Here is a 12,896-nt window from a genome sequence, read left to right as displayed (position 1 = left end):
GCACAGTCTACCCCGCTGCGGACTTCGCAGGAACCGGAGCTGCGGCCGTGGCCGGAACCGGCGGCTGGAAGCTCTTTTTCAGCCGCGCGCTCAGATCCTCGAAGGGTTGCTTGCAGGGCCCCTCCTCGGGATGCTGCACGAGATGGTCGTAGACATGCGGTACCAGATCGACCGCCTGGTCGAGCGTCTGGTCGCTGCCGCGCTGGTAGCCGCCCAGAAGGCGCAGGTCTCGCGTGTCCTCGTAGCGCGAGATCATGCTGCGCAGGCGGCTAACCAGCTCGCGTTCCTGGGGGTTCCAGGCACGGTCGGCCAGGCGCGAGATCGACTTCAGGACGTCGACCGCCGGGAAGCGGCCCTGTTCGGCGATGGCGCGGTCGAGCACGATATGGCCGTCCAGCGTGCCGCGGATGGCGTCGGCGATGGGGTCGTTGTGGTCGTCGCCATCGACCAGCACCGAGAAGATGCCGGTGATCGAACCCGACCCTTCGAGGCCTGGTCCGGCACGCTCCAGAAGCTGGGGCAGTTCCGAAAAGACGCTGGGCGGATAACCGCGTGCCACCGGCGGCTCGCCGGCGGCCAGCGCCACGTCGCGGGCCGCATGGGCGAGGCGGGTGACGCTGTCGACGATCAGAAGGACGCTGTCGCCGCGGTCGCGGAAATATTCGGCGACGCTGGTCGCCGTGCGCGGGGCCAGACGGCGCATCATCGGGCTCTCGTCGCCGGTGGCGACGATGGTGACGACCTTGGACAGGTTGCCCGCCATCGTCTCTTCGAGAAATTCGCGCACCTCGCGGCCGCGCTCGCCGACGAGGGCGACGACGACCGTATCGAAGCCCTTGGCGCGGGCCAGCATGCTCATCAGCGTCGACTTGCCGACGCCGGAACCGGCGAAGATGCCGATGCGCTGGCCGCGCACCAGCGGTGTGAAGATGTCGAGGGCGCGCACGCCCGTGGCGACGGGCTTGCCGGTGCGGCCCCGTTGCATGGCCGGCAGGGGCGGTGCGTCGGCGCGGCGGGGATCGTCGCCCTCGGTGACCGGGCCCTTGCCGTCGGTCGGCCGGCCGAAGGCGTCGAGCACGCGGCCCTTCCAGCTGCGGGCCGGCGAGACCATGAAGGGGCCGATCTGGCGGGCCGGTGCCTTGACGCCGCGCACGAAGCGGTTGGCGAAGGGCTTGACGGTCAGGCTGCCCTGCTCGATGCGCACGACCTCGCCGATCGCGTCGCCGTCATCGCCCGGACAGGCGATGCGGTCTCCGAGCCGCACGAAGGGCGACAGACCCGCCACGCGGAAGGCCTGGGGCGAGACGTCGATGATGTGTCCCGTGATCGAAAGGCAGTGATCGTCGAGCCGCGGCGGGCTCGCATCATGCCCCGATGCCGCCGTCACGAGTTGGTCCCGAGGGTCTTGATCGCGCTATCCAGCGTGCGCTCGGAGCTCTGCACGAGGTTCGAGGCGTTCTCGAAGGCGCGCTGCAACGCGATCAGCCGGCTGATCTCGAGTATGGGATTGACGTTCGAGCCCTCCTGGAACCCCTGGATCACGCCGTGATCGGCAAATTCCAGAACCGGGATCGCGGCCTGATCCGGGATCAGGCCGGAATTCTCGAAGCGCGTCAGTTTTGCGCCGGCCGGCAGCTGGAACAGACCGACGGCGCCGACCTGCGCGCCGTTCTGGCTGATCATGCCGTCGCGGGTGACGGTGATCGGACCGGCATTCGGGTCGACCTGCAGCGGTGCGCCGCCGACATCGACGAGCGGGTACCCGTTGAGGGTTTCCACCATGCCTTCGGCGGTGATCCGCATGCGTCCGTCGCGGGTATAGACCGGGCCGTTGGGACCCTGGAAGGCGAGGAAGCCGTCGCCGTCGACGGCGATGTCCAGCGGATTGCCCGTCTGGGTCATCTCGCCGGAGCGGGTCGAGAAATAGGTGGTGCCCTCGGATGCGAAGGAGACCGGCTCGGGCGCGCTCATCGAGATCAGTTCCTCGAACTTGATCTCTTCGGCACGAAAGCCTGTGGTCCGCGAATTCGCGACGTTGTGGGCGATAGTGTCGAGCCGCTTCGACATGGCGAGCTGCGCCGAGAGCGCGACCGGAAGTGCAGTTTCCATCGTCAGATACCCCGACTGTCTTCGAGACGGCTCGCGGCGGCAGCCGATCCGGACGACCAGCCCGCAGGACGGTCGAGAACGCGTTCGATGCGCGCCCGTCCGGCCGAACGGGTCACGGCGCCGGGCATGTCGCGATAGAGGAATGTCGAACGGGTGGTTGCGGCCGGCATGCGGGCCTCCGGTAGAAGTGCGTATGCCGGGAAAATCCGGGCTGACCCTTGCGCCAGCCTGTCGCCGGGCACCGTCCGTCCGTTCCGCACGAATGGAGCGGTGGATGCGCCGGACAGCAAGCCTCGCACAAGCGGTACTTCCTACCGGTGGTCAGCAACATTCGCATTCGGGGGCCGCATGGGCATTCTAGTCGGACTGATCGTCACCTTGAGCTGCCTTCTCGGCGGCTTTGTCGCCATGGGTGGCCATCTCGCCGTTCTCGTGCAGCCGTTCGAGTACGTCATCATCCTGGGGTCCTCGATCGGAACCTTCCTGGTCGCAAACCCCACCAAGGTGGTCAAGGACACGGGCAAGGCCGTGATGGAGGCCTTCAAGAACAAGGTCCCCACCCAGAACGACTATCTGAAGGTCCTGGCGCTCCTGCATCAGCTGATGCGCGAGATGCGGTCGAAGTCGCGCGGCGAGGTCGAGGCGCATATCGACGAGCCGAAGGAATCGCCGATCTTCCAGGCCTATCCCGAGCTGATGAAGGACGAGGCCCTCGTTCACTTCATCTGCGACTATTGCCGCCTCATCATCATCGGCAATGCCCGGCCCCACGAGATCGAGTCGCTGATGGAAGAGGAGATCCAGACGATCTCCTCGGACCGGCTCAAGCCCAAGAACGCCCTCCAGGACATGGCCGACGGCCTGCCCGCGCTCGGCATCGTCGCCGCCGTTCTCGGCGTCATCAAGGCCATGGGCGCCCTCGACCAGTCGCCGGAAGTACTCGGCCACCTCATCGGCGCCGCACTTGTCGGCACCTTCGCCGGCATCTTCTTCTCCTACGGCGTCGTCGGCCCGATCGCGACAAAGGTGAAGTCGGTGCGCGAGCGGAACATCCGGGTCTTCGTCATCGTGCGCTCCACCCTGATCGCCTACATGAACGGCGCCATCCCGCAGGTCGCTCTCGAATACGGCCGCAAGACCATCTCCGCCTACGACCGTCCGTCCATCGACCAGGTCGAGACCGAGACAATCGGCGCCGGTGCAGGAGCCTGATCCGATGAGCCAGACCGAACAGATCAGCGGTGCGGATGTCGGCGAACGCCTGCGCAATGCCGCCGAATTCGAACCACGGCGCCTGCCGCGCCTGAAGCACATGGCCGAGACCTGGGCTGCCAATTCGGCGACCAGGATCGAAGCGATCGCCGGCGCGAGCATCGACCTGACCCTGCGCGAAGTGGAATCCGACTTCGCACCGGATCTCGACGACGAGGATACTGCCAGCGGCATGTACGCGCTGCTGTCCTCGCCGCGCTTTCGCAGCCCAGGCTATGCGATGCTCGACCACGAGGCGCTCGAGGCACTGATCTCCGCGCTCTTCGCCGCCGAGCCGTCGCCCTCGGGCACGCCGCCGCGGCCGCCGACCGATCTCGACCGCAGCATCGTCAAGCTGGGACTGGCAACGATGGCCGACGCGGCACTGTCGGTGTTCGACATGATCGGCGAGTTGCGCCTGTCGGTGGGCAGCATCGTCACCGCGGCCGAACTGGGCGAGCATCTCGGCGGGGAGACCGATAGGTTCATCCTGTTCCGCTTCGACCTCACGGTCGCGTCGCTCTCCACAACGATCACTTTTGCCCTGCCGGGCGCGTTGTTCGCGCCGCATCTGCGGTTCCTGCGCGAGCCGCCGAAGATGCCGCCACCCGACCGCGAGGAAAGCTGGTCGAACGCCATCAAGGAGAGCTTTGCCAAGAGCGATCTGCGCCTCAAGGCCATCGTCACGAAGAAGAAGGTCGATCTCGGGACGATCGCCAGCTTCAGCGTCGGTGACACCATCGCGCTGGACGTCAGCGCCAACAGCCTGATCGCGATCGAGTGCGAAGACCAGCCGCTGTTCCGCGCCCATATGGGCCGGTCGCGCGATTCCTACGTGGTCCGCATCGAGGAACGCATCGATCCCGCCGAGGAGTTCATTGATGATATCCTATCTGACTGATTTCGCTCTCGTCGCGGCGCTGGTCGTCACGGCGTTCCGTTGCTCGCGCATGCAGCGGGAACTGCGGATCCTGCGCTCTTCCGAAAGCAGCCTGTCGGAGGCGCTTTCGCGGGCCGATGCTGCAATCACGCGCGCGGCCGACGCCGTCGTCGGGCTCAAGCATGATGGCATCGTGACTCTACGCCGCCTGGAGGCACGGGTCGCGGAGGCCAACGACGCCCATGCGCGGCTGGAGAACCTGATCGCCAAAGCGGACCCCCAGCCACTGCGTGCAGACACGGCGCGCATCCATCATGTCCTGCAGCCCGCAGGGGAATGGTCCGATCGCAGGCTTCACGCCAGTCTGGCCCGCTAGATCCGAATGATCACTACTGTGTGACACGCCCCGCATGATGCGGCCGGCAGAAGACCGAGGACGAACATGACCGACGAGAACTTCGCCACCGCCGGCGCCGACGTGGGCTCCGGCCGTATGGACCTGGACCTGGTGAAGGATCTGCAGGTCACGATGCACATCGTGCTCGGTTCGACTAGCATGACCGTCGCCGAGGTGCTCGACCTGGGCCGTGGTGCGGTGGTCAAGCTGGAGAGCAAGGTCGGCGACCCGGTCGACGTCATCATCAATGGCCGGGTCATCGCGCGCGGCGAGATCGTCGTCCTCGACAACGAAGAGCAGCGCTTCGGCGTCACGCTGACGGAAGTCGCCAAGCCGGGCGCGCGGATTTCCGCCAAGAACCAGCGGGCAGCCTGATCGTCATGTCGATGATCGCCGCTTTTCAGGATGACCTTCCGGAACTGCCGGCAAGCGGCAAGGCCCGCGTGGCGGTTCTCCTCCTCACCCTGGGGACGCCGGGCACGTCCCGGGTCCTCAAGCATTTCTCGGCCAACGAGATCAAGGTTCTAAAGGAAAGCGCGGCGGGACTGAAATCCGTCACGCCCGAGCAGATCGCCGAACTGGTCGACGAGTTCCAGGAAGCCTTCAAGAAGGCACCGGGACTGGACGCACCTTCGCAGCAGATGACGAATCTGTTGAAGGACGCCCTCTCGGAAGAAGAATTCGAGACGATCTTCTCGGTCTCGCCGGGTGAGACCGACGATGGGACCAAGGCCGCCGAGCGCGATTCCCGCAACGTCTGGGACTCGGTTGCCGAACTGCAGGGCGAGATCCTTGCGCCGCGTCTGTCGCGCGAGCACCCCCATGTGGTGGCCGTGCTTCTGTCGAAGATCCGGCCCGATACTGCGGCCACGGTCGCCCGAGAGTTCGAGCCGGCCTTCCGCCACGACGTCATGCGCCGGGTGCTCACGTTGAAATCCCTGACGCGACCTGTCCAGCGTCTGCTCGAAATCCATCTGCGTCAGGCGTATCTTGCCTCGCCGGAGAGGGGCGAACAGCAGAGCAGCCACACGGTCCTCGCCGACATCGTCAACCGCATGTCGAAGAGCCATGCCGACGACCTGATCGTGATGCTCGACCAGACATCGCCGAAGGATGCCGAGAAGCTGCGCAACCTGCTGTTCGCCTTCGACGACATCGTGGCGCTGGCCAAGCGTGCCCGCATGGTGCTGTTCGATGCGATCGACACGGAGGTGATCATCGCGGCCTTCAGCAATGCGAGCGACGAGCTCAAGGAAGCGGCGTTGTCTTCGCTCAGTGCGCGTTCGCGGCGTATGGTCGAGGCGGAGTTCAAGCGCGGCGACGAAAAGCCCGCTGCCGACATCGATCGCGCCCGCCGCCAGGTGGCCAGCACGGCGCTCGAGCTGTGGAGCCAGGGCCGGCTCGATCTGCACGGCGAATCCGAAGGATAGCGGCACCCTTGCGCCGCTTGTCCTCCACGGCTTTCCCGTCGCAAGACGGGGAAGCGGTCCTCTTCACCGAACGTCAACACCTGCGGAGCTTAATCGCCAGTGTCGGATAGCGAGGACAAATCCTCAAAAACGGAGTTCCCGACCGAGAAGAAGATCAGCGACGCTGTCGAGAAGGGCAATCTGCCGGTCTCGCGGGAAGCGCCGATCCTGGCCTCGCTTCTGGCCATCATGGCGTTCATCGCGCTGCAGGCCCGCGACGGGGCCGAGCGCCTTCTCCTGTCGCTGCAGACCACGTTCGAGAATCCGCTTCAGTGGGATTTGGATACGAGTGCCGATGCCCTCCACGTACTCCACATGCTGGCCCGCGAAGCCGTCTGGTTCATCCTGCCGGCGGCCGGATTGCTCATTGCCGGCGGCGTCATCGCTTCCGTCCTGCAGAACCCGCCCCAGATCAATATCGAGCGCATCAGGCCGAAATGGTCGAACGTGTCGCCGGCGTCCGGCTTCACGCGCATTTTCGGCCTGCGCGGGCTGACGGAGTTCGGCAAGGCGGTGTTCAAATTCATCACCATCGGCGTCGTCGTCAGCATGCTGCTCGTCTCGAGTTTCCCGACGATGATGAAGGCCATGTTCGCAGATCCGGTCCTGATTCCGGAGCTGATCCTGGAGATGGCGATGAAGCTCCTTTCGGGCATCTCGATCGCCACCATCGTCCTCGTCGCCGCCGACCTTGCCATGACCCGGTTCCACTGGCGGCGCGACCTGATGATGTCGAAGCAGGAGATCAAGGACGAGAACAAGCAGGCTGAAGGCGATCCCGCGATCAAGGCGCGCCAGCGGCAGATCGGCCGCGACAGGGTGCGGCGCCGGATGATGGCCGACGTGCCGTTGGCGACCCTGGTGATCGCCAACCCGACTCATTACGCAATCGCGCTGCGCTATGTTCGCGAGGAGGGCGGCGCCCCTGTGGTCGTCGCCAAGGGTGCAGACCTAGTCGCCCTCAAGATCCGCGAGATTGCCGAGGCGAATGACGTGCCGGTGATCGAAGACAAGCTCTTGGCAAGGTCGATGTACGATCATGTCGAGATCGATCAGATGATTCCGCCCCAGTTCTTCAAGGCGATCGCTGAGATCATCTATTTCCTCCACTCCCGTACGGGATCGAAGGTAGGAGTTGCTACAGCGTAGCCATGTTGGATATCCGGAAACACAGGACCTTGTCGCGGGAGCGGGCGCTCGCCGAAGGCATCAAGGAAGTCGCCGCCGAGCTCCGTCTGGTCGAGGTGGTCGACTATGTCGCCTTCCTCCGACTGGAGCGGTACGGCAATCTGTCCGACATCGTGACGTCGTCGGCCGAGCTGTTCCTCAAGCCCGGGGTGTTGCGCTTCGCCAATTCCGGCCATGTGCGGCTGTCCTGGGGCACCGTACCCATCGTCTGCCTGGCGCTGGAATTCGTCTATGACGGCGTGACGGCGCATTTCCAGCTCGAGCTGGGCGCAGCCACGGCCGCCGTCGACATCACCTATATTTCCTTCGACAGTCCGGCTTGTCCCGACGAGGGCGTCGAGCGTCTGGAACATGCCATCCAGGATGCGCATCTGAAGCCGAGCGCTTCCTGATCCGGGCGGTCCCGTGGGGCCGCTCCGATCCCCTTGACCATGATCCGCACCAGCTCTTCCCCGCGGGCGACGCTGCGGCTGGAGACGTGCGTCGTCGCGGCTGAACTACTTTTCCCGTTTCGCTCAGATCCAAGTCCTTTTGGTGAATTCATCAAGCTTCGGACAAGCGCTCGGTCCTAAGGCTGGACCCGTCGCAAGTTTCTAGCGCGGATCGTCATGGATAGTCTCTACATCTTCGGGCTCGCCTCACAGCGCACCTCCTATTTGGCCCAGCGCCAGACGCTGGTGGCCGAGAACGTCGCCAATGTCGACACGCCCGGCTACACCTCCAAGGATCTCTCCTCCTTCACAGAGGCGCTCGACGCAACGTCCCTTCGGATGGCGCGGTCGCAGGCGACGCATCTGGCCGCGCTGGACAGTGCAGCCGGAAATTCCGAGGTCATCGACGAGACTCCCTGGAACGTCAAGCACTCCGGCAATTCGGTCAGCCTGCCGCAGGAAATGCTGAAGGCCGGCGAAGTGTCGCGCGAATATGCGCTCGGCACGTCGGTGGTGAAGTCGTTCCACCGCATGCTCATCATGTCCGCGAAGGGATAATCTCATGTCCGATCCGTTGCTCTCCTCGCTGAAGATCGCCGCCAGCGGCCTCGAGGCCCAGTCGACGCGCATGCGCATCGTTTCGGAAAACATCGCCAATGCGCAGACCACCGGCACGACGCCCGGCAGCGACCCGTATCAGCGCAAGATGGTCAGCTTCCAGAGCGAACTCGACCGGTTGTCGGGCGCGCAGATGGTCTCGGTCGAAAGGGTCGACCGTGACGACTCGCCGTTCATCATCGAAAGCGATCCCGGCAATCCGGCGGCCAATGCCGACGGCTACGTCAAGATGCCGAACGTGCGCATGCTGGTCGAAATGGCCGACATGCGCGAAGCCAACCGCTCCTACGAAGCCAACATCCAAGTGGTAAAGCAGGCGCGGGAAATCATCAACATGACCATCGATCTCCTGAGGAGCTGACCATGATTCCTGCTATCGGAGCGAGCCTGCCCCGTCTCCAGACCGGCAGCGTGGATGCCGGCCTGGCAACCACGAGCGCGGCGTCTGCCGGCCCGGTCGGCCGCGCCGATTTCAGCGCCGTCCTGTCGCAGATCGCCAAGGACGCCGTCACCACCGTGCAGTCCGCCGAGGCCACCTCGATCAGGGGGATCAACGGCCAGGCGACGACCCAGGCCGTGGTCGAGGCGGTCATGGAAGCCGAACGCACGCTCCAGACCGCGGTCTCGATCCGCGACAAGGCGGTCAGCGCCTACATGGAACTGTCGCGGATGGCGATCTGATCCGGCGGTTCCCCGTCATCTGAAACTCCCTGGAGGCGCCCCGTACTGAACGGGCACCGGCACACTGTCCTGAAGGAACCATCCGATGCGAGCCCTTGCGATCGCCGCGACCGGCATGAATGCGCAGCAGACCAACGTCGAGGTCATTGCCAACAACATCGCGAACATCAACACGACCGGTTTCAAGCGGGCACGTGCCGAGTTCACCGATCTGCTCTATCAGGTCGAGCGCGCCCAGGGTGTCGCCGCCCGCGGCGGCCAGGGCGTGGTCCCAGAAGGCGCCCAGCTAGGCCTCGGCACGCGGCTCGCCGCCATCCGCAACATGCACATGCAGGGCACGCTGAACCAGACCGGCAACAAGCTCGATCTCGCCCTGAACGGCGAAGGCTGGTTCCAGGTGCAGGGGCCGGGCGGCGAGATCCTCTACACCCGCGACGGTGCCTTCAACACCAATGGCGACGGGCAACTCGTGACCCTCGATGGCCTGCTGGTCGATCCGGCGATCAACGTACCGGACAATACCAGCGAGATCGTCGTCAACGAGAGCGGCCAGGTCTTCGCCCGCGTCGCCGGGGCGGCTGACCTGGAGGATCTCGGTCAGCTGACGATCGCCACCTTCGCCAACAATGCCGGTCTGGCCGCGCAGGGCGGCAATCTCTTCCGCGAGACCGTGGCGTCAGGTGCGCCCGCTGCCGGTGTGCCGGGCGACGAAGGCTACGGCACCATCCACCAGGGTTATCTGGAGGATTCCAACGTCGATCCGGTGAAGGAAATTTCCGAGCTGATCTCCGCCCAACGGGCTTACGAGATGAACTCCAAGGTGATCTCCGCCGCCGACGAGATGGCGAGCGTCGTCTCCAAGGGGATTCGCTGAATCATGGGCGGCGGTACGCGCGATCCCGGCCGGTTCACGGCCATCCTCTACGCCGCGGCACTGGCCCTGGCGGCGCTCTTCATCCTGTCGGTTCCTGTCCGTGCACTGTCGGCGGAGCTCGAACTGCCGGTGCCCACGACCGTCGTCTATCCGGGCCAGAGCGTCACCGAGCGCGGGCTCAACCACAAGGCCTTCTTCGTCAAGGACGACAAGATTTCCCTTTACGCCGTCGATGACAGCGTGCTGGAGGGCCGCGTGGCCCGCCGCACCCTGCTGCCGGGCAAGGCGATCCTCCTGTCCGACCTGAAGGAGCCGGACCTGGTTCGCGCCGGAACGGCAGTCACGCTCGTCTACAGCGACGCCGGCCTCGTCATAACCGGCCTGGGAACCGCGCTGCGGTCGGCAGGCGAGGGCGAGGTCATCCGGGTCCGCAACGTCGACAGCGGCACCATCGTCTCCGGCGTCGTGTCGCCGGACGGAAGCATCAGGATAACCGGATGATCCGCAACCGACTGCTCCTCGTTACCGGGATGGTAGCCGCGCTGATGCACGGCACCCTGGCAGCCGACTATCCGAACAATGGCGGCGCGCGTGGCGTGCCATCGCTGCCGGCGCCGGTCATCGGCGATCCGGCTGACGCCCGCGGCAGTGTCCGCATCAAGGACATCGTCGACATTCGCGGCGTGCGCGCCAACCAGCTCGTCGGCTACGGTCTCGTCATCGGCCTGCAGGGCACCGGAGACTCGCTGCGCAATTCTCCCTTCACCGAGCAGTCGATGCAGTCGATGCTCGAGCGCATGGGCGTCAACATCCGTGCCCAGAGCTCGCGGAGCAAGAACGTCGCCGCGGTCACCGTGACCAGCGAGCTGCCGGCTTTCATCGGGACCGGTTCGCGCATCGACGTCACAGTTTCCTCGCTGGGCGACGCGACCTCGCTGATGGGCGGCACCCTGGTCATGACGCCGCTGTATGGCGCCGATGGCGAGATCTATGCCGTGGCGCAGGGGTCGCTCGCCGTGAGCGGCTTCACCTCCGAGGGCGACAGCGAAAGCCTGACCCAGGGCGTACCAACCACTGGACGCGTACCCAACGGCGCGCTGGTGGAGCGCGAGGTGCCCGGCGGCTTCAGCGACGACGGCAAGCTGGCGATCGAGCTGCGCAACCCCGATTTCCGCACCTCGATCCGCGTCGTCGACGTCGTCAACGAATATGCCCGCAGCCGCTGGGGACGGCCTGTGGCGCGCGAGGAGGATTTCCGTACGGTGCATCTCCAACGCCCGTCGGACGTCTCCAGCACGCGCTTCATCGCCGAGATCGGCGAGCTGCGCATCGCGCCCGACCAGCCGGCGCGGGTGGTCATCGACGAGCGCACCGGCACAGTCATCATCGGCAAGGACGTCCAGATCTCCCTGGTCGCCGTGACCCACGGCAACCTGACGGTTCGCATCAGCGAGATGCCGTCGGTGTCGCAGCCGGCGCCGCTCTCGGACGGTCAGACGGTCGTCACCTCCGAGACCATTATCGATGCACGCGAGGAGGGCGGCACGTTCGCCTATGTCGGCGGCGCCGATCTGGAAACAGTCGTCCGCGGCCTCAACCGCATCGGACTCAAGCCGACCGGAATCATCGCGATCCTTCAGGCGATCAAGACGGCCGGAGCCCTCCAGGCAGAACTCGTGGTGCAATGATGATCAAGGATTTCCCATCCCGCCGGCGTTGCCTCGCCCTGCTTCTCACGGTGACCGTCGCGGCCTCCGTGACCAACCCGGCGAAGTCCCAGGACCGGCCGTCTGAACTGCCGCCGCAGGAAGTGCGCCTGGTCGGGCCCAAGGGAGAGGTGATCACCGCTCCCAAGCCCTCGACCGAGGTCGAGGCCTATTGCCTGAACATCGCCGACAAGGCCCAGGACGCCCGCTACGCGCTCGAACAGGCGCAGCTGACGGAACTGGAGACCGCGGTCTCCAAGCAGATCGACGAGCTGGAGGCCAAGCGCGAGGACTACAACGCCTGGCTGGCCGAGCGTCAGCGCTTCCTCGACGATGCCTCCAAGATCGTCGTCGACATCTATACGAACATGGATTCCGTCGCCGCTGCCGCCCAGCTCGCCATCGTCTCGCGCAGCGATGCCGCCTCGGTGCTGGTGCGGCTGAAATCGCGCCTGGCCAGCGACATCCTCAGCGAGATGGAGCCGAGTGTCGCTGCCGAGATCGCCACGCTCATCGTTGCCAAGACGTCGGCCGGCACCACGCAGGACCCCCAGCAGCTTGCGGAGAAGAGCTCGTGAAGCCTCTGATCCTCCTGGCCGTCGCTGCCCTTGCCGGCTGCTCCACAGCCAGTCACGACGCGATGCGCGAGCCTTCCCTGTCGCCTGTAGGTGCGGGGCTCTACGAATATCCGCCGATAGTCGCCCAGCCCGGAGCCTTCCCGGCGCGTTCGCCGCGCACGGCCCATTCGCTGTGGTCGGATGCGCGAGCGGATTTCTACCAGGACCCGCGGGCGCTCAGCGAAGGCGACATCGTCACCGTCAAGATCCGCATCCGCGACCAGGCCTCGATCGACAACAATTCCGAACGCTCGCGCAAGTCCGGGATCGCGGCCGGCCTCGACCTGGCCGGAAGCCTCGGCCAGTACACCTTGCCGACGGTCGGGGCCCAGCTCGGGAGCGACAACGAATCCGACATGAGCGGCAAGGGCAAGATCAAGCGGTCGGAGGACATCGACCTGTCGGTCGCCGCCGTCGTCGGCCAGAAGCTGCCCAACGGCAATCTGTTCATCTCCGGCCAGCAGGAAGTGCGGGTCAACTTCGAGGTGCGGGTGCTCTCGATCGCCGGCATCATCCGCCCGCGGGACATCCTGCCGGACAACACGATCAACTACGACAAGATCGCCGAGGCCCGGATTTCCTATGGCGGCCGCGGTCGGATCACCGATGTCCAGCAGCCCGGCTGGGGCCAGCAGATCTACGACGCCGTCGCCATCCAGTAGGACAGGACCCTGC

General features: G+C 65.5%; 18 protein-coding genes. 15 read left to right on the top strand and 3 right to left on the bottom strand.

Features of this window, described 5'->3' with window-relative positions; all coding sequences use genetic code 11:
- Positions 1–7: 7 nt before the first annotated feature.
- The 3 genes from fliI to VQ042_RS05820 are packed head-to-tail and all read right to left on the bottom strand — an operon-like array spanning position 8 to position 2,279.
- The gene (fliI, locus tag VQ042_RS05830) at positions 8–1,387 is read right to left on the bottom strand and encodes a flagellar protein export ATPase FliI (RefSeq protein ID WP_331816528.1); all 1,380 of its coding nucleotides are present in this window, start codon (positions 1,385–1,387) and stop codon (positions 8–10) included.
- Complete coding sequence (gene flgF, locus VQ042_RS05825; RefSeq protein WP_331816526.1) at positions 1,384–2,109, bottom strand: flagellar basal-body rod protein FlgF; 726 nt, start codon at positions 2,107–2,109, stop codon at positions 1,384–1,386. Before flgF ends, fliI begins: the two co-directional genes overlap by 4 nt.
- 2 nt (positions 2,110–2,111) lie before the next feature.
- Positions 2,112–2,279 carry a hypothetical protein gene (locus VQ042_RS05820; RefSeq protein WP_331816524.1) on the bottom strand — a complete coding sequence of 56 codons (168 nt, stop codon included), beginning with the start codon at positions 2,277–2,279 and terminating at the stop codon, positions 2,112–2,114.
- A gap of 178 nt (positions 2,280–2,457) precedes the next feature.
- Between VQ042_RS05820 and motA the strand changes: the two genes are divergently transcribed.
- The 15 genes from motA (at position 2,458) to flgH (ending at position 12,883) form a co-directional block, all read left to right on the top strand.
- On the top strand, positions 2,458–3,321 hold the full coding sequence (gene motA / locus VQ042_RS05815; protein WP_331816522.1) for a flagellar motor stator protein MotA: 864 nt from the start codon (positions 2,458–2,460) through the stop codon (positions 3,319–3,321).
- Positions 3,322–3,325: 4 nt separating this feature from the next.
- Positions 3,326–4,261 carry a FliM/FliN family flagellar motor switch protein gene (locus tag VQ042_RS05810; protein WP_331816520.1) on the top strand — a complete coding sequence of 312 codons (936 nt, stop codon included), beginning with the start codon at positions 3,326–3,328 and terminating at the stop codon, positions 4,259–4,261.
- The gene (locus tag VQ042_RS05805; protein WP_331816518.1) at positions 4,242–4,616 is read left to right on the top strand and encodes a hypothetical protein; all 375 of its coding nucleotides are present in this window, start codon (positions 4,242–4,244) and stop codon (positions 4,614–4,616) included. Before VQ042_RS05810 ends, VQ042_RS05805 begins: the two co-directional genes overlap by 20 nt.
- A 66-nt stretch (positions 4,617–4,682) precedes the next feature.
- Positions 4,683–5,012 (top strand): flagellar motor switch protein FliN, encoded by a 330-nt coding sequence (gene fliN, locus VQ042_RS05800; protein ID WP_331816517.1) that lies wholly within the window; start codon positions 4,683–4,685, stop codon positions 5,010–5,012.
- Positions 5,013–5,017: 5 nt separating this feature from the next.
- Positions 5,018–6,067 (top strand): FliG C-terminal domain-containing protein, encoded by a 1,050-nt coding sequence (locus VQ042_RS05795; RefSeq protein WP_331816515.1) that lies wholly within the window; start codon positions 5,018–5,020, stop codon positions 6,065–6,067.
- A 99-nt stretch (positions 6,068–6,166) separates the two neighbouring features.
- The gene (flhB, locus tag VQ042_RS05790) at positions 6,167–7,255 is read left to right on the top strand and encodes a flagellar biosynthesis protein FlhB (protein ID WP_331816513.1); all 1,089 of its coding nucleotides are present in this window, start codon (positions 6,167–6,169) and stop codon (positions 7,253–7,255) included.
- Positions 7,256–7,284: 29 nt separating this feature from the next.
- Positions 7,285–7,686, top strand: a complete 402-nt coding sequence (locus tag VQ042_RS05785) for a hypothetical protein (protein ID WP_331816511.1) — start codon at positions 7,285–7,287, stop codon at positions 7,684–7,686.
- A 216-nt stretch (positions 7,687–7,902) separates the two neighbouring features.
- Positions 7,903–8,283: a flagellar basal body rod protein FlgB gene (gene flgB / locus VQ042_RS05780; RefSeq protein ID WP_331816509.1), complete on the top strand. Its 381-nt coding sequence runs from the start codon at positions 7,903–7,905 to the stop codon at positions 8,281–8,283.
- Positions 8,284–8,287: 4 nt separating this feature from the next.
- A complete protein-coding gene (gene flgC, locus VQ042_RS05775; protein ID WP_331816507.1) occupies positions 8,288–8,704 on the top strand; it encodes a flagellar basal body rod protein FlgC in 417 nt (138 codons plus the stop codon).
- A gap of 2 nt (positions 8,705–8,706) precedes the next feature.
- On the top strand, positions 8,707–9,024 hold the full coding sequence (locus tag VQ042_RS05770; protein ID WP_331816505.1) for a flagellar hook-basal body complex protein FliE: 318 nt from the start codon (positions 8,707–8,709) through the stop codon (positions 9,022–9,024).
- 85 nt (positions 9,025–9,109) lie between these two features.
- A complete protein-coding gene (gene flgG, locus VQ042_RS05765; protein ID WP_331816503.1) occupies positions 9,110–9,898 on the top strand; it encodes a flagellar basal-body rod protein FlgG in 789 nt (262 codons plus the stop codon).
- A gap of 3 nt (positions 9,899–9,901) precedes the next feature.
- Entirely contained in the window at positions 9,902–10,399 is a 498-nt protein-coding gene (flgA, locus tag VQ042_RS05760) for a flagellar basal body P-ring formation chaperone FlgA (protein ID WP_331816501.1), read from the top strand.
- The gene (gene flgI, locus VQ042_RS05755; protein ID WP_442880039.1) at positions 10,396–11,586 is read left to right on the top strand and encodes a flagellar basal body P-ring protein FlgI; all 1,191 of its coding nucleotides are present in this window, start codon (positions 10,396–10,398) and stop codon (positions 11,584–11,586) included. The genes flgA and flgI overlap by 4 nt, the downstream gene beginning before the upstream one ends.
- Positions 11,583–12,182 (top strand): MotE family protein, encoded by a 600-nt coding sequence (locus VQ042_RS05750; RefSeq protein WP_331816499.1) that lies wholly within the window; start codon positions 11,583–11,585, stop codon positions 12,180–12,182. Before flgI ends, VQ042_RS05750 begins: the two co-directional genes overlap by 4 nt.
- Positions 12,179–12,883, top strand: a complete 705-nt coding sequence (gene flgH / locus VQ042_RS05745) for a flagellar basal body L-ring protein FlgH (protein ID WP_331816497.1) — start codon at positions 12,179–12,181, stop codon at positions 12,881–12,883. The genes VQ042_RS05750 and flgH overlap by 4 nt, the downstream gene beginning before the upstream one ends.
- The last annotated feature ends 13 nt before the right edge of the window (positions 12,884–12,896 follow it).

The organism is Aurantimonas sp. A2-1-M11 (assembly GCF_036549475.1).
GTDB lineage: Bacteria > Pseudomonadota > Alphaproteobacteria > Rhizobiales > Rhizobiaceae > Aurantimonas.
This window is presented reverse-complemented; position numbering and strand designations above follow the sequence as displayed.